Here is a 22,335-nt window from a genome sequence, read left to right on the forward strand (position 1 = left end):
TTTCGGCATACGCCATCAGGCTTCACGATAAGTCGCCTCGAAGCTCACCGGAAAATTTACCGAGCGGGCGATGAAGCAGACCTTGTGGATCTCGTGGTGGATCGCATCGGCCGTTGCCAGGTCCGTGCCCTTGGGCACGGTGATGACCGGCTTCAGCACAGCGCGCAGAAAACGGCCAGCACCCGAGGGCTCGGTTTCCCCCGTCGCTTCCGGCGCGTCCTCGTATCCCATGACGGCAATGCCAGCATCGCTTGCCAGATGCAGGTACCAGAGCATATGGCAGCTCGCCAGGGAGGACAGGAGCAAGTCCTCCGGATTATGGAGCGTGGGATTTCCGCCCAGTAGCGGGTCGTTCGAACAGGAGACCGGAGGCTTTCCAGCCGTTCGTATCTCCCAGGTTCGGTCATAGGACCTGTAACTCTTCGTCCCCTCGCCCCGGTTTCCCGTCCAGTGGATGAGGGATGTGTAGCCGTGCTCTTTGCTCATGCTTCCTCCGAAATGTATACATTTATACATTTTTGATTTACAGGCTGCTGTCAAGGCTCTATTGAAATTTCGGGAGGCGCCATGTCCGCAGAAAAAATCGCAGCCACGCTCGAAACCGATATCGTCTCCGGGATCTTCCGGCCGGGTGAGGAACTGAAACAGGGAGAGCTTGCTGCTCGCTTTTCGGTCAGTCGCATTCCCGTGCGCGATGCCCTGCAGCTGATGGCCGCCCGGGGCCTGATCGACCTTGAGCGCAATCGACGGGCTCGAGTGATCAGTCTTACCCACGCGGAGATTGATGAGGTCTACCATCTGCGCGTGCTTCTGGAGACCGATTGCCTGCGGCAATCAATCCGGCGGCTGGAAGCAGACGATCTTGCGAAGATTGGAGCAGCCCTTGCCCACTCCAGCATCGACGCGGCAACCAACAGTTGGGCCGACGGCGACTGGGCCTTTCACAAGAGCCTTTACATGCCTGCAAGACGCCCAAGAGAGCTGGCAATGATCGAGGATCTTCGACGGACCTGCCGCATTCATATTGCCGGCTACGGCGTCCTGCCGACACTCACCGACAGGTGGCTGAAGGACCATGAAGACCTGGTGGCAGCGATGAAGTCACGCGCGGGGGACCAGGCGGCAGACATTCTGGCCCGCCATATCGCGGACGCGCGACAGACATTGCTGCAAGCAATGCCCGGCTGAACCTTCAGAGTGCCAGCCGAGCCTCAGAAAAGCATGTAGGTCGCCACGACCGCGCAGGCGGCAATGACCCACAAGGCAACCCGCCCCGAGCGGGTGTGACGTGCCTCTGCACGGCCAATTGCTTCTGCGGTCTCGTCGTCGAACCTGAGGCCGCCCTGTGTCATCCTTTCCAGCTCTTCCGACATCCGACCGATCCTGTCGGCAAAGAGCGGCATGTCGTTGGCGATGCGCGCCAGTGCCGACAGCGCATCACCGGCATCACGCAGTTTGCCGACCGGACCAAGGTTGTCCTTGATCCAGGTGCCGACAACAGGTTCCGCCGTCCGCCACATGTCGAGATTGGGATTGAGCGAACGCGCCACGCCTTCGACCACGACCATGGTCTTCTGCAACATGATCAGCTGGGTCTGGGTGCTCATCTCGAAGAGTTCCGTCACTTCGAACAGCTGGGTCAGCAGGCGGGCCATGGAGATTTCGCTGGCATCGTGACCGTGGATCGGCTCGCCGATGGCACGGATCGCCTGGGCGAACATGTCGACATCCTGATGCGCGGGCACATAGCCGGCCTCGAAATGCACCTCCGCCACCCGTCGGTAGTTGCGGGTGATGAAGCCGAACAGGATTTCTGCCAGGAACCGGCGTTCGCGCTTGTTGAGACGGCCGATGATGCCGAAGTCGACGGCAACCAGGGTGCCGTCGGGCTCAACGAAGAGATTGCCCTGGTGCATGTCTGCATGAAAGAAGCCGTCGCGCAGTGTGTGGCGCAGGAAGCTCTGGATGACGGCAGCCCCCAGCGCTTCCAGGTCATGGCCATCTTCCTTGAGGCCCTCGACGTCCGACATCTTGCGGCCGTCGATCCATTCCATGGTCAACACGCCCTTGGCGGTGCGCAGCCACTCGACAGCCGGAACGCGGAATCCCGGATCTTCAGCGGTGTTCTCGGCCATTTCCGACAGCGCCGCGGCCTCCAGACGGAAGTCCATTTCCATCGCGACCGACTGGGCCAGCGTATCCACGACCGCAACCGGCCGAAGGCGCCGCGAGGGCGGATGGAACCGTTCGGCCAGGCGGGCGACGAGGTAGTAGCTTTCGAGATCGCGCTGGAAGCGGCGGGAAACGCCCGGCCGCAGCACCTTGACCGCAACCTTTCGCTCCGTGCCGTCCTGATCGAGGATCACGGCCGGATGAACCTGGGCAATCGAGGCAGCGGCAACGGCTTCGCCGAAGGACACGAAGACCTCATCGAGCGGCTTGCCAAGCTGCTCGGCTACCGCGGCGCAGGCCGCATCATGATCGAACGCCGGCAACCGGTCCTGAAGGGCTGACAGTTCGCGTGCGGCTTCCTTGCCGACCACATCGGCCCGGGTCGCCAGGAACTGGCCAAGCTTCACATAGGACGGCCCAAGCTTGTTCAGCGCGTCGGACAGGCGAAGGTCTGCCCGCTTGTTGCGAACCGACCGACGCTCCAGAAGCCGCGCCATGGCAATGGCAAACCGAGGCCCGGCCGGCAGGTCCGGAAGCGAAACGAGGCCGAAAACGCCCTCGCGCGCCATCACGAAACCCGCCCGCGCCAGGCGGAGAAAAGGCATCACGGGAAGGGCCATGTATCAGAGTTTCCAGCCGTAATGCAGGGCGGCGATACCGCCGGAGTAGTTGCGGTAGCCGACACGCTCGAACCCGGCTTCGCGGATCATGTCCGCAAAACGTTCCTGGTTCGGGAAATTGCGGATCGATTCCACCAGATACTTGTAAGGGTCACCGTCCCCTGTCACCCAGCGGCCCATGGCCGGGATCGCGTTGAAGGAAAAGGTGTCATAGACCTTGTCGAGCATCGGCACGTCGACTTCGGAGAACTCCAGACACATGAAGCGGCCACCCCGTTTCAGAACCCTGCGCGCTTCCCGCAGCGCCTTGGGAATATCCGGCACGTTGCGAATGCCGAATGCGATCGTATAGGCATCGAAACTCTTGTCGGGAAACGGCAGCTCCTCGGCATTGCCCTGGCTGAAGGTGATGAGATCCGACAGACCTGCCTTTTCGGCCCGGTCGCGGCCGACGCCGAGCATGCTTTCGTTGATGTCGCACACCACGGCACGGGCCGTGTCGTTGGACCGGCGAACCACGCGGGTGGCGATATCGCCGGTTCCGCCGGCCACATCCAGCAGCCGCCAGTTGGAGGCAGCTGTCTTGGGCGGTGCCAGGAACGAGACCATGGCATCCTTCCAGACCCGGTGAAGGCCGCCGGACATGAGGTCGTTCATGAGGTCGTAGCGCTCGGCAACCTTGTGAAACACATCGTCCACCAGTGCCTGCTTTTGCCCTTCGGCAACCTTGGTGAAGCCGAAACTGGTCGGCATTTCTTCCGGTGCGCGGTTCGACCTGGCCGAATGCCCCTGTGCCTGTTGCGTCATGAAAGCGCCTCCAAGATCACCCCGCGCCGCGACAAGACTGCCAGGCGGCGGCGGGTTCGATCACTTCTTACCCGTTGGACAAGCCACCTGTTGAAAGAGCTGGCGGATTGCCGTTTCGAAACTATCTTCAAAGTGCGCCGGACCATAGTACAAGCCATTGGCGAGCGCTATCTGTGCCGGCCACCAAAAACCATATGCCGCAGGCCTATAGCCTGCCATGACAGCGGATACCAGACCCCTCATGCCCGAACTCCCGGAAGTCGAAACCGTCAAGCGCGGCCTTGCCCCCACTTTCGAAGGGGCTCTGATTGCCAAGGTCGACCAGAACCGGCCGGACCTGCGCTTTCCTTTTCCGGACGGTTTCGCCGACCGATTGACCGGACGAAGGCTGACCGTGCTGTCTCGCCGGTCGAAATACCTGTTGGGCGATGTCGACAGCGGCGATGTGCTGGTCATGCACCTTGGCATGTCTGGATCGTTCCGGATCGAAAACGATCTTTCCGCGGATACGCCAGGCGCCTTTGCCCATGCGCGCAGCAAGGACCCGAAACACGACCACGTCGTCTTCCATCTGGAGACCGTTGACGGCGGGCGAGCCCGGATCGTCTACAACGACCCGCGCCGGTTCGGCTTCATGGATCTCATTGCCCGTCCCTTGCTCGCAGACCATCCCTTTTTCCGTGAGCTCGGCCTGGAGCCTCTCGGCAACGACCTGGGCGGCGAAACACTGGCGCGGCTTTTCAATGGCCGGAAGACACCGCTGAAGGCGGCCCTGCTCAACCAGAAACTGATTGCGGGCCTTGGCAACATATATGTGTGCGAAGCGCTCTGGCGCACCGGGCTCAGCCCGGAACGGGCTGCCGACACGCTGGTGACGAAAACAGGCAAGCCGACAAAAAAGGCGGAAGAACTGGCCGCCAATATCCGCGCCACCCTGGAAGACGCCATCCGGGCGGGCGGGTCCTCGCTGCGCGATCACACCCAGGCGGACGGCACACTTGGCTACTTTCAGCACTCGTTTGCCGTCTACGACCGCGAAGGCGAGGCCTGCCGGACACCAGGCTGCAAGGGTACCGTCGCCCGGCTGGTCCAGTCCAACCGGTCAACCTTCCACTGCCCGGCCTGCCAGAGCTGACTTGTCCTATCGGTCAAGCTTGCCAGACCCGCCCGACCTCGGGTAGGCATTGCCGGTGAAGTACACGTCCAGGAAACCGCAGGCACCAGGAGCCGGGCTCGAAAAAGACCTGGTCATCCGGCCCGCCGCGGTTTCCAGCACTGGGAGCGGGCAACATGGGATATGAGAACATCCGCGTCGAAAAACGCGGAAAAGTCGGTCTGATCACTCTGGACCGGCCGAAAGCCTTGAATGCACTCAATTCGGCCCTGATTGCCGAACTCGGCACGGCGCTTGACGGGTTCGATGCGGACGAGCGGATCGGCTGTATCGTCATCACCGGCTCGGAAAAGGCCTTTGCCGCCGGTGCCGACATCAAGGAAATGCAGCCGCACAATTTTTCGTCCGCCTATCAGACGGACCTGATCACGCCCTTCGACCGGGTTTCGCGCAACCGCAAGCCGATCATCGCCGCCGTGGCGGGTTATGCGCTTGGCGGCGGCTGCGAGCTGGCCATGCTGTGCGACTTCATCATCGCCGCGGACACGGCCAAGTTTGGCCAGCCGGAAATCACGCTCGGCGTTATTCCGGGCGCTGGCGGCACTCAGCGTCTGACGCGGTTCGTCGGCAAGTCCAAAGCCATGGAAATGGTCCTGACCGGCCGCATGATGGACGCGGAAGAAGCCGAGCGCAGCGGTCTCGTCAGCCGCATCGTGCCGGCGGACGACCTGCTTGAAGAAGCGCTGAAGGCCGCTGAAAAGATCGCCGATTTCTCTCTGCCGGTCGTCATGATGGCCAAGGAAAGTGTCGACCGGGCCTATGAAACCACCCTGTCGGAAGGCGTTCGCTTCGAACGGCGCGTGTTCCAGGCCCTCTTTGCCCTGGAAGACCAGAACGAAGGCATGAGCGCCTTCACCGAGAAACGTACGCCGCAGTTCCGGAACAAATAAACTACGGCGTTCAACGATAAAGCCGTTGACGGCGTCCGAAAGCGCGATTATAAGCAGCGCCCAATCGGTGGCGGTTTTCCGCCGCCGTTGTTTTTTGATCGGGTCTTGCAGCTTTGGCTCCCTTGTCCCGATCGCCACCGGACACTAGTCCCAATTACCGATCAGGATAGAGCCCATGGCCAACACACCATCGGCCAAGAAGGCGGCCCGCAAGATTGCCCGCCGGACGGCCACGAACAAAGACCGTCGCAGCCGCGTGCGCACGTTCCTGCGCAAGGTTGAGGAAGCAATTGCTTCCGGCGATCAGGCCGCTGCAAACGAAGCCTTCAAGGTTGCGCAGCCGGAAATCATGCGCGCTGCCGGCAAAGGCACGATGCATGCCAACACGGCCTCCCGGAAGGTTTCCCGCCTCAATGCCCGTATCAAGGCACTCAGCGCGTAACCGACCCGTCATACGACCGTTAAAAAGACCCGGCCACAGTGCCGGGTTTTTTTTAGCCACGCAATTTTGTGGATGACGAAATTTGACAACTCATACGCGCAATATTGCAATTTCTACCGAGTATAATAGTGTCAGGAAAAACGTTTATTTTTCAGATATTTACGCACATGTACCATTGAGAGAAGGCGATCAATCCGGATTCGATACGAGTCAAGCTATCAGTTCCGAAATTTTTTTTGAAATTGTTGTTTTTGAAATGTGACAGGGCGCTTCAGAGCGAAAAGTCATTGCGGTAAAACACATTTGCTCGCTCGCCAGCAGGGGCCAAAAACACAGTGACGCGGGGGGAGAAACCGGCACTTTCCGCCATTCGCAAAAACCCGCTGTTGCCCCTTCGGTCGCGGTCTGTATATTAACAATACGGCTGGCGGGTAAGACCAGCGACCAACTTAAAGACGGTGCTTGGAAAACAATGAAAAAGTTAAACCGGACCATCGCTGAGCACATCAAATCCAGTTCACGGAATGAATACGTTAGCGTATTCGAACACTCGGGCATTTAGCCTGAAGTAACCTACTTCTTTCTCAAGAAAATCTTGAAGAATACTTTTGATCAATAGCGTCACGCTATTGAAGGGGGCGGCTTTGCAATTTCAGGGTGGATATGCAGGAAATGTGACTGCGCAGGAGGCCTTTGACGGTCTTGCCGAGCAGCAGGAAGCAATTCTTGTCGACGTGCGCACACAGGCCGAATGGTCCTTTGTCGGGGTGCCGGACCTCCGTCCGCTCGGCAAGGAGCCGATCCTGGCCGAATGGCAGAGCTTTCCGTCGACCGGACCCAATCCGGCATTCGCGGAATCGGTTTCTGATGTTCTCGTCAAAAAAGGACTTGACCGGAACGCGCCAATCTATTTCTTGTGCCGCTCCGGAGCACGGAGCCAGGCAGCTGCGATCGCCCTGACGCAGGCCGGCTTCACGCAGTGCTTCAATATCTCCGATGGTTTCGAGGGCCCACTCGGCCCGGATGGCCACCGTGGGACCCAGTCCGGCTGGAAGGCCGCCGGATTGCCCTGGATTCAAAGTTAGTTACCCTGCCCATCGACAGGGTCAGGTGAAGGGAGATTTTCCTTCGCCATATAAATAACCGTCCCAAAAGGGACATTATAATGCTGCAAAAGCAGCAAGGCGTCGAAGAACGGCTGTGGCGGACTGTTCTTCACATTTACAGGAGGCAGATGACATGCAGGTTCAGGAGGCAGGCGGCTCCGAACAGTGGAAACGGGTGAAGAAGCAGCTTCGCGCAGAATTGGGCGATGATGTTTTTACCAGCTGGTTTGCACGTGTAGACCTCGAGGAACATCAGGACGGCACCGTTCGTCTGTCTGTTCCGACCCGGTTTTTGAAGCAGTGGATTCAGAACAATTACAACGATCAGCTGATGGGTCTCTGGCAGCGTGAATGTGACAACGTTCACCGCATCGAACTGACGGTACGCGGCGCAATCCGCCCACGTCAGACCCCGATTGCCAAGCCGAGCCTCGCAGCACCCCAGGGCAGCAAGCCGGCGGCTGCAGAAACCCGTTCCGACGCACTTTCCGACGCGGCACAGGTAACCCGGGCCCAGGCGGCAACCGCGGCTCTCGGCCGAGGCGAGACCAGCTCGGACAACGCTCGTGACGTCCTGCAAGGTGCGGCGCTCGATCCGAAATACACATTCGAGACCTTTGTCGAAGGCGAGTCCAACAACCTGGCCCTGGCTGCGGCCCGGCAGGTTGCTGCCGGCGGCGCGGTCACATTCAATCCGCTTTACCTGCATGCCTCCGTCGGTCTGGGCAAGACCCACCTGATGCAAGCCGTGGCCGCAAAGGCACGGGCGTCCGGTCGCAAGGTGCTCTACCTGACGGCCGAGCACTTCATGTACAAATTCGTTGCCGCCCTGAAGTCCCAGTCCGCACTGGCCTTCAAGGAGAACCTGCGCACGATCGATCTTCTGCTGATCGACGACATGCAGTTCCTGCACGGCAAGCAGGTGCAGCAGGAGTTCTGCCACACCCTCAACGCCCTCATCGACGGGGCCCGCCAGGTGATCGTGGCCGCAGACCGCGCGCCGTCCGAACTTGATACTCTCGACGACCGTGTCCGCTCACGCCTGTCCGGCGGCCTGGTGGTCGGCATTCAGGAACCGGATTTCGCACTGCGCCGGAACATCCTGGCCACGCGCGTCGATACGGCCCGCAAGACCTACCCGCAGTTCGACGTTCCGGAAGGTGTGCTGGATTACGTCGCGCGCCATGTTGCCTCTTCGGGCCGCGACCTTGAAGGTGCGCTCAACCGGCTGATCGCGCACAACCAGCTGACCAACCAGCCGATCACGCAGGAAATGGCCGAGATGACCCTGCGCGACCTGGTTCGCTCCAGCGAGCCGCGCCGGGTGAAGATCGAGGACATCCAGCGGGTGGTCTCCAAACACTACAATGTCACCAAGGCTGATCTGCTGTCGGCCCGGCGTACCCGGACCATCGTTCGCCCGCGCCAGATCGCCATGTATCTTGCCAAGGTGATGACCCCGCGCTCGCTGCCGGAAATCGGTCGCCGGTTCGGCAACCGGGACCACACAACGGTTCTGCACGCTGTCCGCAAGATCGAGGAAATGGCGCGAGCCGACTATGCCCTGGCGCAGGAGCTGGAACTGCTCAAGCGCATGCTTGACGCCTGAGGCGGCAAGCTTCGGAAACGGGCCTTTTGCGGATGCCTGCCTGAATTCAAACCGGCATCCGCCAGCCTGATCCCGGATCGCGCTAAACCAAGGTTAAAATACACGATATTCTACCAAAATTGGGGGCGTTCGGACAGAACGCCCCCTTGCTTTTGGAGCCGGTTAAGGGCAGTGTCGTCCACCCCGCTCCACACCGGAGCCAAGAATATTCAATCAGCCCGGCAGTTCAGCCAGGCGCTTCATGAGTACGGAACGAGAGTATGAAAGCGACCCTCGAGCGGACCGACCTCCTCAAGTCCTTGACCCATGTTCACCGCGTGGTCGAACGCCGGAATACCATTCCGATCCTGTCGAACGTTCTTCTGCGCGCCGATGGCGGCGCGATCAACCTGAAGGCAACGGACCTCGATCTGGAAATCGTCGAAAGCGTTCCGGCAATGATTGAATTGCCGGGCGCGACCACCGTTCCGGCACACATGTTCTACGACATCGTTCGCAAGCTGCCGGAAGGCTCGCAGGTGGTTCTGGAAACCACCAGCGACAACGCCACGCTGGAAATCCGCGCCGGTCGCTCGAAGTTCACCCTGCAGATGCTGCCGGAAACCGACTTCCCGGACCTGACCGCGGGCGACTTCAGTCACGGTTTCGCACTGACAGGCGCCGATATCCGCAAGCTGATCGACGCGACCCAGTTCGCGATTTCGACCGAAGAGACCCGTTACTATTTGAACGGTATCTACCTGCACACGGTAGACGCGGGCTCCGGTCTCCAGTTCCGCGCTGTTGCCACAGATGGCCACCGTCTGGCCCAGGCAGAAGTGCCGGCGCCTTCCGGTTCGGCCGGCATGCCTGGCATCATCGTGCCGCGCAAGACCGTCGGCGAGATCCAGAAACTGCTCGAGAACCCGGAAGCCAATGTCCAGGTCGAGCTTTCCGATACCAAGATCCGCCTCACGACCGGCTCCGTCATCCTGACGTCCAAGCTGATTGACGGCACCTTCCCGGACTACGGCCGGGTGATCCCGCAGAACAACGACAAGGAAATGCGCGTCGACCGGGACGAGTTCAAGGAAGCTGTCGACCGCGTGTCGACGATCTCTTCCGAACGCGGCCGCGCCGTCAAGCTGTCACTGACCGAAGGTCGCCTGGTGCTGACCGTGAACAACCCGGATTCGGGCAGCGCGACGGAAGAACTTGCCGTCGAATATGATGCCGATCCGTTGGAAATCGGTTTCAACTCCCGCTACCTGCTCGACATTGCCAACCAGCTGTCGAGCGATACGGCCCTGTTCCGTCTGGCGGACAGCGGCTCGCCGACCCTCATTCAGGACAACACGGTCGACGACTGCCTGTTCGTTCTCATGCCGATGCGGGTCTGATCTAGCCGGCACGCCCAAACAGTAGCGGAAGTGGGGTCATGACAGATTACCGGACGGCGCGGCTGACCCGTCTGTCGCTGACCGGCTTCCGCAACTACAGCACGCTGACATTGCCGATGGCGGCCAGGATGGTCGCCTTCGTCGGCCCCAATGGCGCCGGCAAGACCAATATTCTGGAAGCCATATCCTTTCTGACTGCCGGCCGCGGCCTGCGCCGGGCGGCCCTTGCCGACATTGCGCGCAAGGACGGCGATGGCAGCTGGAGTGTTGCCGCAACAGTTCTCTTGGATGGGTTCGAAACCAAAATCGGCACAGGCTTGGTGGCCGGCACCTCCGGGCGCAAGGTGCGTATCGACGGCGAGGAAGTTCGCGGCTCGGAAAGTCTTCTGGACTACATGCGGGTGCTCTGGCTCGTGCCTTCAATGGACGGGCTGTTCACCGGCCCCGGCTCCGACCGTCGCCGTTTTCTTGACCGGCTGACGCTGGCGATCGACCCGACCCACGGCCGCCGGGTCAGCGACTTCGAAAACGCCCTTCGTCAACGCAATCGCCTTCTCGATCAGGGCGGCTCCGATGCCTTTCTCAGCGCGCTGGAACAGCAGGTCGCCGAGCTCGGCACCGCCGTCTCCATCGCCAGGGCAGAGACCGTCGACCTGCTCAGCCGGATGATTGCCGGCCAGGCAGCCCAGGACCTGCCGTTTCCCCATGCTTCGGTTTCCCTTGACGGTGCCTTCGAGGCGGAAACCGCCGGGTTGAGCGCCTCGGACCGGGAGGATCGCTACCGCCAGATGCTGCAGGACGGCCGAAACCGCGACCGGGCCGCCGGGCGCACGCTCAACGGACCGCATCTGAGCGATCTCACCGTTCATCACGCGGCCAAGGCGATGCCGGCGTCGCAATCCTCAACCGGGGAACAGAAGGCGCTGCTGATAGGCCTTATCCTGGCCCATGCCGAGCTGACGGCGAAAGTCTCCGGAATGACGCCTGTCCTGCTGCTTGATGAAGTCGCCGCGCATCTCGATCCCGACCGTCGTTCGGCCCTGTTTTCGAAGCTGGATTCCCTTGGCGGACAGGTCTTCATGACCGGTACGGACGAGGCCCTTTTCGAGGCTTTGCCGGCGGAAGCCGAAGTGTTTGAGATCCGGGAGCACCAGGGCCGCCTGCTGAAGCGAGGCGAAGCCCCTTAAATCCGCCGGAATCTTATGGTTTTCCACCAGAATCCCTTCGCTGGCTTGGCTATGGCCGGCACGTGGTTGAACCCCCGCCGGAACCCCGTATAACGGGGGTGGAAAAGATAAATCGATTGGTGATTGATTCGCATGAGCGACACGTCCACGCCTGAGAGCAGCCCGACCCCCGAAACCAATGGCGGTGCCGAATATGGCGCCGACAGCATCAAGGTCCTCAAGGGCCTCGATGCCGTGCGCAAGCGGCCCGGCATGTATATCGGCGACACCGATGACGGCTCCGGTCTGCACCACATGGTCTACGAGGTGGTCGACAACGCCATCGACGAAGCGCTGGCCGGCCATGCCGACCATGTGACCGTGACGCTCAACCCGGACGGATCGGTTACGGTATCCGATAACGGCCGCGGAATTCCGACGGACCTGCACTCGGAAGAAGGCGTGTCGGCTGCCGAGGTCATCATGACCCAGCTGCATGCGGGCGGTAAATTCGACCAGAACTCCTACAAGGTCTCCGGCGGATTGCACGGCGTGGGCGTTTCCGTGGTCAATGCACTGTCGACAAAGCTGGAACTGCGCATCTGGCGCAACGGCGAAGAACACTCCATGACCTTCTCCCATGGCGATGCCCAGGCACCGCTCAAGGTGGTTGGCCCGGCCAACGGTAGAAAAGGGACCGAGGTGACCTTCCTGCCGTCACCGGAAACCTTCACAAAGACCGAGTTCGATTTCAGCACGCTTGAACACCGGCTGCGTGAGCTGGCCTTCCTCAACTCCGGCGTCCGCATCATCCTGACGGACAAGCGCGGCGTTGAGGACAAGGTTGAGGAGCTGTTCTATGAAGGCGGCCTGGAAGCGTTCGTGCGCTATCTGGACCGTGCCAAACATCCGTTGATCGAAGAGCCGATCAACATGCGGGCCGAGCGTGACGGCATCACGGTCGAAGCCGCCATGTGGTGGAACGACAGCTATCATGAGCATGTGCTGTGCTTCACCAACAACATTCCGCAGCGCGATGGCGGTACCCACCTTGCCGGTTTCCGGGCTGCGCTGACCAGGCAGGTTACCGGCTATGCGGAAGCAACCGGCCTGATGAAAAAGGAAAAGGTGAACCTTTCCGGCGATGACTGCCGCGAAGGCCTGACCTGCGTTCTTTCCGTCAAGGTGCCGGATCCGAAATTCTCGTCCCAGACCAAGGACAAGCTGGTTTCCTCCGAAGTGCGTCCGGTGGTCGAAAACCTGATCTCGCAGATCCTGAGCGAATGGCTTGAGGAAAACCCCGCCCCGGCCAAGACGATCGTCTCCAAGGTGGTGGAAGCGGCCTCCGCACGTGAAGCCGCCCGTAAGGCACGCGAGCTGACGCGCCGCAAGGGCGCCCTCGACATCGCCTCCCTGCCCGGCAAGCTTGCCGATTGCCAGGAGCGCGACGCCTCCAAGGCCGAACTCTTCCTGGTGGAGGGTGATTCCGCAGGCGGCTCGGCCAAACAGGGCCGTCACCGCGAAAACCAGGCCGTGCTGCCTCTGCGCGGCAAGATCCTCAACGTGGAGCGGGCACGCTTCGACAAGATGCTGTCCTCGAACGAAATCGGCACGCTGATCACGGCGCTTGGAACCGGGATCGGCAAGGAAGAATTCAACGTCGAGAAGCTGCGCTATCACAAGATCATCATCATGACAGATGCTGACGTGGACGGCGCGCACATTCGCACGCTGCTTCTGACGTTCTTCTTCCGCCAGATGCCGGAGCTGATCGAAAACGGCTACATCTATATTGCGCAGCCACCGCTCTACAAGGTCAAGCGCGGCCAGTCCGAGCAGTACCTGAAAGACCAGAAGGCGCTGGAAGACTATCTGATCGGACAGGGTCTGGACGAAGCTTCGCTGACGCTTGCCAACGGCGAGGTTCGCACCGGCCAGGACCTTCGTGCCGTAGCCGAAACCGCACGGACCATTTCCGACATCTTCGACGGGTTGCATTCACGCTACAACCGCGATGTTGTCGAACAGGCCGCGATTGCGGGTGCATTGACACCGGAGATCCTGGACGATCAGGGCAAGGCTGAGGAAGCTGCCGCCTATATCGCCCGCCGGATGGACATTCTGGCCGACGAATTCGAACGGGGCTGGACCGGCGAAGCGCGGGACGACGGCAGCCTTGTGTTCAAACGGATGGTTCGCGGCGTGCAGGAAGCCGCCACGATTGACGCTGCCCTGCTCGGCTCCACGGACGCACGCCGTCTTGCAGCACACGCAGCCCATCTGAACGAGATCTACGGCAAGGCCGCCGTCTTGCGGCGCAAGGATATCTCGACGGAAATTCGGGGGCCTCGCGCCTTGCTAAGCCAGATCTACGCCGCCGGCCAGAAGGGTATCTCGCTGCAGCGCTACAAGGGTCTCGGCGAGATGAACCCGGAACAGCTCTGGGAAACGACGCTTGACCCGAATGTCCGCTCCCTGCTGCAGGTGAAGGTGCGCGAGGCGGACGACGCCGACGACATCTTCACCAAACTGATGGGAGACGAGGTCGATCCACGGCGCGAATTCATCCAGGAAAACGCCCTGGCCGTGGCCAACCTCGACATCTAGCGCCTTGGCAAACAAACAAAAAAGCGGCGCTTTGCGCCGCTTTTTTTTACGATTTCAGGTTTCGTTCAACCGCCGGGCCAGGGTTCGGGCCGACCGAAAAAGAAGCCCTGTGCAGCCTCGATATCGAGCTCCCTCAGCAGACTGGCCTCTTCCGCCGTTTCCACATGTTTGGCGATCACCTTGATGCCGAGCTCGTGGGCGGCGCGTACCAGCCCGTTCAGGATGGCCGCCTTGGCGGGCTCTTCCACCACCTGCTGAGTGAGGCTCGATTCAAGCTTCAGCCATTCGACACGCAGGTTGGTCAACCGCGACAGGACCGGCCAGTGTCCGGCGAAATCGTCAATGGCGGTCTGGCACCCCAGTTCGTTCACGAACTTGAAAAACGCCTGAACACTCGCCGGCTCTCGCAGAAAATCCTTTTCCGCGATTTCAAGACAGAGCTTGGATGCCAGCAGCGGATTGACCGACAAACGATGATAGAGCCCGTCACGGAAGATCGGATCGCGGGCGGATTCAGCCGAGACGTTCATAGTCAGGATGGTACGGTCGGGATTGCGCTCTGCCGCGTCCAGCACCTTGTCCAGGGTCCAGGCATCCACCTGTGCAATGAAACCGGAGCGTTCGGCAGCCGAGATCCAGGCACGTGACGAGAGGCCCCGGGCACGATCTCCCTGCAGGCGCAGAAGGATTTCAGAACCGCAGGCCCTGTTCCGTTTCAGGCAGACGATGGGCATCGCATAGAGCGTCAGCTCGTTGCCGCGGAAACTTCCCGGCTCGGGTAGATCCGCCAGCTCACCACCTGCGCCTTCGCAATCCTGCGGCTGCACCGAATGAACCTGCACGGAACGGCCGCCAAATCGCTTGCCGCGCAAACATGCCCGATCGGCCAGCCCCAGAAGAGCTGCCGCATCACCTTCACGCAGCTTCACATTGCTGTCGAGGAACGCCACACCGATGGACCCGCCAATGGTGAACACCCGGTCCCCCACCTCCAGGCGGATACGGTCAAAACCGGCCAGAATTTCCTCGGCGATATCGAGAGCGGCTTCCTCGTTGACCACCGGCACCATGCCGGCAAATTCATCACCGCCGATCCTGGCGGCTGTCCCGAATTCACCCAAGGTCAGGCGCAGGCAAGCCGCGACCCGCTGGAGCATGTCGTCACCCGCGTCGTGGCCACCGAGATCATTGACCTTCTTGAACTCGTCGAGATCGATATAAAGAACGGCGAGGCCGATTTCGTCTTCTGCGGCAAGCCGGGTCAGCTCACGTTTCAAGGCCTTGGTAAAGGCACGGCGGTTTTCCAGGCCCGTCAGCGGGTCGAGATACGCCAGGCGCCTGTTTTCGGCGGTTTCCTGAGGGCAGTCGACATTGCGCCGGATAACCGCCATTGAGGCACCCATGCCCGGCTTACTCTTCACCAAACCGGGAATGGGAACGAGCCGCACTTCGCACATCTGGCGATCGGTCACGTACCCTGCTGCCTGGAAGCTTCGATTTTCCGGAATATAGAAGGTCTGCGGCAGTTCTCCCTCCAGGTTTTCCAGGGCTTCGGCCAAGAGGTCCACTTCATAGTCGCTGTTGATCAGCTTCAGCAGCTTTCCCGCCATTTCATCGAGGCTTTCGGAACCGTCGAACACAAGAACATCGTCCGGAAAATGCTCCAGAAGATCGAGATCCCTTGCGGACTTTGCGGAGCGGATTTCATTTCGCGCCGGCTCTGGCAGGGTAACGATCTCGTCCTGGCCGTGTTCTTCCAGATCGAACTGGACCAGGACAGCCTGGCGCTCGCCCGAGAGAGAGACAAAGGATGTGCAAATCATGTGGTGGCAGAAGGTTTCGCCCGACTGCAGCAGGATGGCCCCGCTCGCCTGCGCCGGAACACCGCTGAAAGCCGCCGACAGAACCGCCTCGCACCGCCGCCAGCTTGTTTCCGACAAAAGCGACGGCAGGCTGACCGGCACCGGAAAGACGCCTTTTGCGGCGCAAAGTGCCTTCATCTGCTTGTTGTGAACAAGGACGCTGCCATCCTGCGCGACATAGGCCGCAGCATGGGGAAGAACCTCCAGCAGGGACGTGTGGAAGCCTGTAAGATTATTATTTTCCGCACGACCGGATTGTTCCAGCCGGTCGCTTAAGAACCGATGGCTGACTTGCACCAGACCGCCCTTTCAAATTGCCGTTAAAATGGCGCTAATCAATACACACATGCGCCGCTCCTATGTAAAAATTACTAACACAGTTCAGTTGGCAAAACCGAAACAGAAAAACTACCCACAACTCTTAGAATTTTTATAGTAAATCAAAAATTAATTGATACCTTCCAAATGTATTTAAAATTTTATGTTTATTTTATACTAACGCCTCATTTGCCCCGAAAACTGCCACATTTTGATCACCCTGACGACGCAAAGGCGCCGCTGCGGAATGTTACCAGCGTCGTCACGAAACTGTGTTCAAGATCGATCGGGGCGGGCTGACTTGCCCCAGGGGGACTATCATGAAGAGAATTGTTCTCGCGCGGCACTTATCGCGCGTTGCCTTGGCGGGTGCCTTGCTTGCAGCAGCAGGTGTTGTCAGCAGTGCTCAAGCGGGCGTCTATCAACAATGCGGGAAAGCGTCCTGGTACAAGCTCGGCGGCACCACCGCCAGTGGTGAACGCGCAAACCCCAACCAACTGACCGCAGCCCACAGGAGCCTGCCCTTCGGTACGCTGGTGGATGTGACCAATCTTGCCAACGGAAAGACTGTCACGGTGCGTATCAACGACCGGGGCCCCTTTGCCAAGGGCCGTGTTATAGATGTGACCTGGGCGGCAGCAAAAGAGCTCGGTTTTGTCCGCAGAGGCATCACGCGCGTAAAACTTTCCAGCAAAGCCGGGAAAATTTCTTCCGAATATAAGCAAATTTGCCAATAAATTTGCGGCAGGAAAGACAACATTTCCTTGCCGCAACGGCGCTTCCAAATTGCATGACAAATTTAAAGCGCTGAATTTAATGAATTAATTTGTACGACACATTATTTCATATATGACTCAGTATGAATAACGATCAGTCGCATTACAGTGAATCAAAAAATAAAATATTTTACGGTAATGACAATCGAGAAAGATGCCGCTAGAGTTGCCGCCGTGGTCGATGGGGCCACGTGCACAGTAACTTTATTCGCGCAGTCTAACGGCTGCGCGTTTTTTTTGTAACATTCCTCATCCCGCCGTAACCGGCTCGAAACTGCCCTCGATAGCCTCTGCTTTTGCTTACGCGGACGCGCCAGTTTCAGACCACCTCCCCCTCAAACAGACGTTTCAGGAAGTCCGCAGCACTTTCCTTGAGTAGCTGCTGTTTTTCCGGCCCCATCCTGTCCCAGGACGCGTAAGGCTGACCGAGCCGCGGATTGCCCTTGAGCACCTCCTTGTTGCGGTCCAGAAAGTCCCAGTAAAGCGCATTGAACGGACAGGCCTTTGGCCCCGCCTTCTGCTTCACGTCATAAGAGCATGCGCCGCAATAGTCCGACATCCGGTCGATATAGTTGCCGCTCGATACATAGGGTTTGGAGCCGAGGAGCCCACCGTCGGCGAACTGGCTCATGCCGATGGTGTTGGGCGCTTCCACCCATTCATAGGCGTCGGCATAGACCATCAGATACCATTCATGCACTTCCTTCGGCCTGACGCCCGCCAGCAGGGCGAAATTGCCTGTCACCATCAGTCTTTGAATGTGGTGGGCATAGGCTTCTTCCAACGTCTGGCCGATCGCTTCCGACAGGCAGCGCATGCGTGTCTGTCCGGTCCAGTAGAAATCGGGCAACGGACGGTCGGCGCCAAGTGCGTTGCTGTCGACATAGTCCGGCATCTTCAGCCAGTAGATGCCGCGCACATATTCCCGCCAGCCAAGGATCTGCCGGATGAACCCTTCGGCGGCATTGAGCGGAACCTTGTCCGCTTTCCATGCCTCTTCCACCTTCCGGCACAACACCTTGGCATCCAGCAGGCCGGCATTCAGATAGGCCGATAGGACCGAGTGGAACAGAAACTTCCGGCCGCTCAGCATGGCATCCTGATATGTTCCGAAATCGGCCAGCATGTCGGCCAGGAAGTGCTCACAGGCCTCTTCCGCGTCCTTGCGGGTCACTGCGAACCAGAATGGTTCAAGGTCGCCTATGTGCCCGGAAAATCGACTGGCGACCAGGTCCAGCACCTCTTGCGTGATTGCGTCCGGCTTAAAGCGTTTCGGCTCTGGCATGAACAGGTCCGGCTGCGCAGGCTTGCGATTGTCCGCATCATAGTTCCATTTGCCCCCCGCAGGCTTGTCACCGTCCATCAGCAGGCCGGTGGAACGGCGCATCTCGCGGTAGAAATACTCCATGCGCAATTGCCTGCGTCCGTCCGCCCACGCCCGGAAATCCGCCAGCGTTGAGAAGAACCGCGTGTCGGTCAGGATCTCCACTGGCAGGCTGAAAGCGTCGGACCAGGAGCGCATGTCCTCCAAGACCCGCCACTCGCCGGGTTCGGTAACCACCATCCGCTGTGGCCGCAGGCGTTCGCAGGCCCGCTTCATCTCGCCCTTGAAGCTGCCGCTGTTGGCAGGGTCATCCAGCTTGACGTAATCCACCGTCCAGCCGGCTTCCTTCAGCTCTTCGGCGAAGTGGCGCATGGCGGAAAACAGGAAGGCAATCTTCTTCTTGTGATGGCGCACATAAGTGGCCTCCGCCATCACCTCGACCATCAGCACCCTGTCGTGGGCCGGATCGGCCCGCTTCAGGCTGGACAGGTCAAGGCTCAGCTGATCTCCCAGCACAAGTACAAGCGAACGGCAGTGGTTGGTCTCGGTCATGGGGCTCTGTTTTATCCGGTCCTGGCCTTCCTACGCACAAACCCCGCCGCCCTATCACCTCTGCGGCCATTTTTTCCTCGCGCTCCCGGATCAAACGCTACCCGCCCTACTCTGTCCGGCCAGTTTCTCCCTAACGGGCCAGGCTCGAGCACCCAAAAAACCACCGGCGTGTGCGCAGATAAACCGGCGTTCATCCAGCCCCGACAACCCCGCCGATATCTTGTCCAAAATTTCAGAAAGCGATTGCCCCGGATCGCCGGATCTTGTATCAGACCCCTCTATCCGCCACGCAGCCATTGCGCGCGCGAAGAGCACCCGTAGCTCAGCTGGATAGAGCGCTGCCCTCCGAAGGCAGAGGTCACAGGTTCGAATCCTGTCGGGTGCGCCAAAAATCTGCAGCAAAATCAAAACCTTATACAAGTCTGCGATATACCCAAAACGGGCATTGTTCGCAGTATGTACGAGAAACGACTTTTGTTCGCGTTTTCTCCCCAGCCACGACCACCGCGCGTCTGCGGGTAGCGACGTCGTTCCAGGGAGGCGCACATGGCTGAGCGCCGTCCATTCCGGGAAGTGAAGCTTCAGTGGCTGAGACTGCTGAGCTGTGATGCCAATATCAACGACAATGCGAAGTGCGTCGCGCTCTATATCGTGACCGCACATGTGAACGGCCACACCGAGAAGGCGTGGCCGTCCTACAAGACCATTGCCGAAGCAACCGGCAAGAGTGTCAAATCCATCCAGCGTGCCATCCGCGATCTGGAAGAAGGTGGCTGGCTTGGCGTTCAACGCGGGAATGGCGTCGGGCACAATACGGAGTATTGCCCTACCGACGCCTCGATCCTAAAGGCCTCCGAGCTCAGAGAAAAGACGGACAAATCTGTCCCCCTTACCCGGTCAGAAGGCGGACAGACCTGTCCCGAAAGGCGGTCAGATGTGTCCGGCAAAGGCGGTCAAATCTGTCCAACAAACTTAGAGAAAGAAATAAATAAAAAACCTAACGCGCGTGAGGCGCGCGCGAAGGCAGCACCCCGCCGTTCCATTCCCGTCGTCGTCCTTCCAACAGCCCAGACCAGGCAGGTCGACGAATGGAACGCCTGGCTGGCCGAGAAGACCCTGCCCGACCTGGCGCGGTTCGATCTCGCAACGAGTGTGAACGGCTCGTCCGGATATCGACTTCCCTTCAGGTGGCCACCGGAAGCTGACACGGAAAAAGAGCAAGCCTGCCTCTCGTATTTCCTGAACAGACTGCCCGCGTTCGCACACCAATCGGCCTCTCAAGCAGCCTATAGGCAAGCGGCATGACTACGGCGGATCTGAAAAGAGCAAGGCGACCCGTGTCATACGACACAGGACCTTGCGAGGGGCGGCAAGCCTCCCCTTCGAACCCCTCCGGACCGCAAACGGCCCGTCTCGCCGAGACGGTTGTAATGCGCTGTACGACGGAGGAAAAGAGACATCTCAAGCACCGCGCCGCCGCGGACAAAATCTCCGTCTCGGAGCTGTTGCGCGGGGCGTTGGGGCAGATCAAAGCCCCTCGCCGCCGTGCCACGCCGCAGGCCGATCCGAAGCTCGTGACGGCGCTCAGCCGCATCGGCACGAACCTGAACCAGATCGCCCGCGCCGTGAACTCCGCCCAGGCCGCCGGTGACATGCGCCAGCTCGATGGCCTGCAGCTGCTTGCCGAGCTGATCGGCATTGAGCGCCAAATGTCGGCCCTTCTTGCCAGCCATCGCCAGCAGGACGCGGATCATGCTGATTAAGCTGTTCCGCAGTGGCAAGGGTGGCGGCGCGGCACCGGTCGATTATCTGATCGCCCCGCAAGTGCTCGCCTACGACGGCAATCGCAATCTCATCCGTGACGACAACGGCATCCCGCTGATGAAGAGCCGCGATCCGTTGCCGGAAGTGCTCGCGGGCGATCCGGACCACACCCGTGCCCTGATCGACGCCTGCCCCCACGCCTGGACGTACCGGGCGGGCGTAATCAGCTTCGATAAGGACGATCATCCGAGCGAAGAGCAGCAGCAAGCCGTCATGGACGCCTTCGACGAGCTCGCCTTTGCTGGTCTGGACCGCGACCAGGTCGACATGCTCTGGGTGCGGCACACCCACGAGGGCCGCGTGGAGCTGCATTTCTGCACGCCGCGCATGGAGCTCACGTCCGGCAAGAGCCTCAACATCGCCCCGCCTGGCTACCAGAAGGCCATGGATAGCCTGCGCGACATGCTCAACAAGGAGCATGGCTGGGCGGATCCACAAGATCCGGCCAGGTCACAGGACACCAAGCAACTTCCGGAAAAGAAACTTCGGGCCCAGGGCCGCGAGGACATCCAGAACTGGCTTGAAGACCTGATCGTCGCCGGCCAGATCTCATCCCGGCCGGACATGGTCGCCGTGCTGGAAGGCGCCGGCTTCGAACTGCCCCGCCTGGGCAAAACCTATCTCACAGTCAAGGACCCGGACAGCGACACCCGCTGGCGGCTCAAGGGAGACATTTTCCATGCAGATTGGACCAGAGAGAAGACCGCTCAGAGAGCGGCTGAGCGAGAACATCGAGCAGATGCACCAAGATCAGAACGCCTCGCTGCTCGAAGCCTTTCAGACCTCAGAGACGAATATCGAGCGCATGTTGAAAAGCGCAGGCTCTACAATCAGCAAAGATATCCGCTCGTCGCAGCAGCAACTGAGCGCGACCTTAGAAAGGCACCTGAGGTCGAGCGAGGAACAGATCCATCAGCTGAAAATAGGCATGGCGGAAAACGAGAGATTGGCCGCGAAGAACCGATTTCTGAAGCTGTCGGCAGCGGTCTTGATCTCGGCCGTCCTGACGCTCGGCGGGATCATGTTCCTGAACCATCAGCTGAGATGGGCCCTGATTACTTCGGCCTTCAATCAGACAACCTACACGGAATTTCCGGTTCTGATCTTCGACACCAAGACCGGCACCTACCAGCGTTGCCGGGACATAGCCGGACAACTCGCCTGCCAAACGATGGAATAGAGCCTCATGACCGACACCAATATCCTCTCACCGAACCTGCCATCCCAACAAACCCTGACGCCGCTCGAGCGCGGTTTGCTGAGCTTGGTCGAACGCTTGACCAACGCATTCGAACATTCGACCACTCAGCTGGAGTACTTGGAAAGACGCTCGACAGGCTTGCTGGAAGAACGACTGACCGAGCTCGAAACGTTGCTCGAAAGGTCCATCAGCTCACAACGGGCCTTCAACGAGGCATTACTCGACTTGCTCAGTGTGCCGGAATCCTCCGGCAGATCAGTGGAAGAACTCTGCAGTGCCGTAGACGAACTCAAAATGATTCAAGGCGCGTTGAACCAGTGAAAAAGACGAAAACCAGACGGCATCTGAATTGGAGAGGTAGCTAACAACGATACAGTCGATGATCGAACAAATCTCGAACGGTTGGTCGAACCAATTTCCAGATCTTCTATCAGTTCAGCTGAATCGTTGTCTTTGACAATCGAGCGGAATTGCGCAGTTTCAACACCCGCTTTGGTGCGATCTCG

The 22,335-nt window shown here is 59.8% G+C and carries 18 protein-coding genes and 1 tRNA gene; 14 read left to right on the forward strand and 5 right to left on the reverse strand.

Annotation, left to right across the window (positions count from 1 at the left end; all coding sequences use genetic code 11):
* Window positions 1–15 precede the first annotated feature (15 nt).
* Window positions 16–486, reverse strand: coding sequence for an OsmC family protein (locus ACP90_RS26245; protein WP_062490935.1), 471 nt, complete (start codon window positions 484–486; stop codon window positions 16–18).
* Between the two features lie 81 nt (window positions 487–567).
* Here ACP90_RS26245 and ACP90_RS26250 point away from each other — a divergent pair, with 81 nt between their 5' ends.
* The gene (locus ACP90_RS26250; RefSeq protein WP_062490938.1) at window positions 568–1,188 is read left to right on the forward strand and encodes a GntR family transcriptional regulator; all 621 of its coding nucleotides are present in this window, start codon (window positions 568–570) and stop codon (window positions 1,186–1,188) included.
* Between the two features lie 23 nt (window positions 1,189–1,211).
* Here ACP90_RS26250 and ubiB read toward each other — a convergent pair whose 3' ends face one another.
* Together ubiB and ubiE are read right to left on the reverse strand one after the other, a co-directional pair.
* Entirely contained in the window at window positions 1,212–2,792 is a 1,581-nt protein-coding gene (ubiB, locus tag ACP90_RS26255; protein WP_062490940.1) for a 2-polyprenylphenol 6-hydroxylase, read from the reverse strand.
* 3 nt (window positions 2,793–2,795) lie between these two features.
* Window positions 2,796–3,599 (reverse strand): bifunctional demethylmenaquinone methyltransferase/2-methoxy-6-polyprenyl-1,4-benzoquinol methylase UbiE, encoded by an 804-nt coding sequence (gene ubiE / locus ACP90_RS26260; protein WP_022999142.1) that lies wholly within the window; start codon window positions 3,597–3,599, stop codon window positions 2,796–2,798.
* Between the two features lie 241 nt (window positions 3,600–3,840).
* Here ubiE and mutM point away from each other — a divergent pair, with 241 nt between their 5' ends.
* From mutM to gyrB, 8 genes are all read left to right on the forward strand, one after another.
* Complete coding sequence (gene mutM, locus ACP90_RS26270; RefSeq protein WP_062490941.1) at window positions 3,841–4,734, forward strand: bifunctional DNA-formamidopyrimidine glycosylase/DNA-(apurinic or apyrimidinic site) lyase; 894 nt, start codon at window positions 3,841–3,843, stop codon at window positions 4,732–4,734.
* Window positions 4,735–4,889: 155 nt separating this feature from the next.
* The gene (locus ACP90_RS26275; protein WP_062490942.1) at window positions 4,890–5,663 is read left to right on the forward strand and encodes an enoyl-CoA hydratase; all 774 of its coding nucleotides are present in this window, start codon (window positions 4,890–4,892) and stop codon (window positions 5,661–5,663) included.
* A 175-nt stretch (window positions 5,664–5,838) separates the two neighbouring features.
* Window positions 5,839–6,105, forward strand: a complete 267-nt coding sequence (gene rpsT / locus ACP90_RS26280; protein WP_022999146.1) for a 30S ribosomal protein S20 — start codon at window positions 5,839–5,841, stop codon at window positions 6,103–6,105.
* Window positions 6,106–6,779: 674 nt separating this feature from the next.
* The gene (locus ACP90_RS26285) at window positions 6,780–7,190 is read left to right on the forward strand and encodes a rhodanese-like domain-containing protein (RefSeq protein ID WP_081713168.1); all 411 of its coding nucleotides are present in this window, start codon (window positions 6,780–6,782) and stop codon (window positions 7,188–7,190) included.
* 154 nt (window positions 7,191–7,344) lie between these two features.
* Window positions 7,345–8,820 carry a chromosomal replication initiator protein DnaA gene (gene dnaA / locus ACP90_RS26290; RefSeq protein WP_022999148.1) on the forward strand — a complete coding sequence of 492 codons (1,476 nt, stop codon included), beginning with the start codon at window positions 7,345–7,347 and terminating at the stop codon, window positions 8,818–8,820.
* A 260-nt stretch (window positions 8,821–9,080) separates the two neighbouring features.
* Window positions 9,081–10,199, forward strand: coding sequence for a DNA polymerase III subunit beta (dnaN, locus tag ACP90_RS26295; protein ID WP_022999149.1), 1,119 nt, complete (start codon window positions 9,081–9,083; stop codon window positions 10,197–10,199).
* 38 nt (window positions 10,200–10,237) lie between these two features.
* Window positions 10,238–11,386 carry a DNA replication/repair protein RecF gene (gene recF, locus ACP90_RS26300; protein WP_062490943.1) on the forward strand — a complete coding sequence of 383 codons (1,149 nt, stop codon included), beginning with the start codon at window positions 10,238–10,240 and terminating at the stop codon, window positions 11,384–11,386.
* Window positions 11,387–11,518: 132 nt separating this feature from the next.
* Entirely contained in the window at window positions 11,519–13,972 is a 2,454-nt protein-coding gene (gyrB, locus tag ACP90_RS26305; protein ID WP_062490945.1) for a DNA topoisomerase (ATP-hydrolyzing) subunit B, read from the forward strand.
* A 65-nt stretch (window positions 13,973–14,037) separates the two neighbouring features.
* Here gyrB and ACP90_RS26310 read toward each other — a convergent pair whose 3' ends face one another.
* On the reverse strand, window positions 14,038–16,131 hold the full coding sequence (locus tag ACP90_RS26310; protein ID WP_062490947.1) for a GGDEF and EAL domain-containing protein: 2,094 nt from the start codon (window positions 16,129–16,131) through the stop codon (window positions 14,038–14,040).
* Between the two features lie 341 nt (window positions 16,132–16,472).
* Here ACP90_RS26310 and ACP90_RS26315 point away from each other — a divergent pair, with 341 nt between their 5' ends.
* Window positions 16,473–16,889, forward strand: coding sequence for a septal ring lytic transglycosylase RlpA family protein (locus tag ACP90_RS26315; protein WP_062490949.1), 417 nt, complete (start codon window positions 16,473–16,475; stop codon window positions 16,887–16,889).
* A 358-nt stretch (window positions 16,890–17,247) separates the two neighbouring features.
* On the opposite strand, the gene ACP90_RS26320 is transcribed toward ACP90_RS26315, so the two are convergent.
* On the reverse strand, window positions 17,248–18,804 hold the full coding sequence (locus ACP90_RS26320) for a cryptochrome/photolyase family protein (protein ID WP_062490951.1): 1,557 nt from the start codon (window positions 18,802–18,804) through the stop codon (window positions 17,248–17,250).
* A 311-nt stretch (window positions 18,805–19,115) separates the two neighbouring features.
* Between ACP90_RS26320 and ACP90_RS26325 the strand changes: the two genes are divergently transcribed.
* The 4 genes from ACP90_RS26325 (at window position 19,116) to ACP90_RS28065 (ending at window position 22,194) form a co-directional block, all read left to right on the forward strand.
* A tRNA-Arg gene (locus ACP90_RS26325) sits at window positions 19,116–19,192 on the forward strand.
* Window positions 19,193–19,350: 158 nt separating this feature from the next.
* Window positions 19,351–20,109 (forward strand): helix-turn-helix domain-containing protein, encoded by a 759-nt coding sequence (locus tag ACP90_RS26330; RefSeq protein ID WP_062490953.1) that lies wholly within the window; start codon window positions 19,351–19,353, stop codon window positions 20,107–20,109.
* Window positions 20,110–20,234: 125 nt separating this feature from the next.
* Window positions 20,235–20,567 (forward strand): plasmid mobilization relaxosome protein MobC, encoded by a 333-nt coding sequence (mobC, locus tag ACP90_RS26335; RefSeq protein ID WP_062490955.1) that lies wholly within the window; start codon window positions 20,235–20,237, stop codon window positions 20,565–20,567.
* Window positions 20,557–22,194: a relaxase/mobilization nuclease domain-containing protein gene (locus tag ACP90_RS28065; protein WP_082809861.1), complete on the forward strand. Its 1,638-nt coding sequence runs from the start codon at window positions 20,557–20,559 to the stop codon at window positions 22,192–22,194. The genes mobC and ACP90_RS28065 overlap by 11 nt, the downstream gene beginning before the upstream one ends.
* Window positions 22,195–22,335: the final 141 nt, after the last annotated feature.

It is taken from the genome of Labrenzia sp. CP4, from assembly GCF_001579905.1.
GTDB lineage: Bacteria > Pseudomonadota > Alphaproteobacteria > Rhizobiales > Stappiaceae > Roseibium > Roseibium algicola.

Excerpts from the sequence above, each read along its gene's own strand:
- ACP90_RS26245 (WP_062490935.1), bottom strand. The coding sequence starts at position 486 with ATGAGCAAAGAGCACGGCTACACATCCCTCATCCACTGGACGGGAAAC.
- ACP90_RS26250 (WP_062490938.1), top strand. The coding sequence starts at position 568 with ATGTCCGCAGAAAAAATCGCAGCCACGCTCGAAACCGATATCGTCTCC.
- ubiB (WP_062490940.1), bottom strand. The coding sequence starts at position 2,792 with ATGGCCCTTCCCGTGATGCCTTTTCTCCGCCTGGCGCGGGCGGGTTTC.
- ubiE (WP_022999142.1), bottom strand. The coding sequence starts at position 3,599 with ATGACGCAACAGGCACAGGGGCATTCGGCCAGGTCGAACCGCGCACCG.
- mutM (WP_062490941.1), top strand. The coding sequence starts at position 3,841 with ATGCCCGAACTCCCGGAAGTCGAAACCGTCAAGCGCGGCCTTGCCCCC.
- ACP90_RS26275 (WP_062490942.1), top strand. The coding sequence starts at position 4,890 with ATGGGATATGAGAACATCCGCGTCGAAAAACGCGGAAAAGTCGGTCTG.
- rpsT (WP_022999146.1), top strand. The coding sequence starts at position 5,839 with ATGGCCAACACACCATCGGCCAAGAAGGCGGCCCGCAAGATTGCCCGC.
- dnaA (WP_022999148.1), top strand. The coding sequence starts at position 7,345 with ATGCAGGTTCAGGAGGCAGGCGGCTCCGAACAGTGGAAACGGGTGAAG.
- dnaN (WP_022999149.1), top strand. The coding sequence starts at position 9,081 with ATGAAAGCGACCCTCGAGCGGACCGACCTCCTCAAGTCCTTGACCCAT.
- recF (WP_062490943.1), top strand. The coding sequence starts at position 10,238 with ATGACAGATTACCGGACGGCGCGGCTGACCCGTCTGTCGCTGACCGGC.
- gyrB (WP_062490945.1), top strand. The coding sequence starts at position 11,519 with ATGAGCGACACGTCCACGCCTGAGAGCAGCCCGACCCCCGAAACCAAT.
- ACP90_RS26315 (WP_062490949.1), top strand. The coding sequence starts at position 16,473 with ATGAAGAGAATTGTTCTCGCGCGGCACTTATCGCGCGTTGCCTTGGCG.
- ACP90_RS26320 (WP_062490951.1), bottom strand. The coding sequence starts at position 18,804 with ATGACCGAGACCAACCACTGCCGTTCGCTTGTACTTGTGCTGGGAGAT.
- ACP90_RS26330 (WP_062490953.1), top strand. The coding sequence starts at position 19,351 with ATGGCTGAGCGCCGTCCATTCCGGGAAGTGAAGCTTCAGTGGCTGAGA.
- mobC (WP_062490955.1), top strand. The coding sequence starts at position 20,235 with ATGCGCTGTACGACGGAGGAAAAGAGACATCTCAAGCACCGCGCCGCC.
- ACP90_RS28065 (WP_082809861.1), top strand. The coding sequence starts at position 20,557 with ATGCTGATTAAGCTGTTCCGCAGTGGCAAGGGTGGCGGCGCGGCACCG.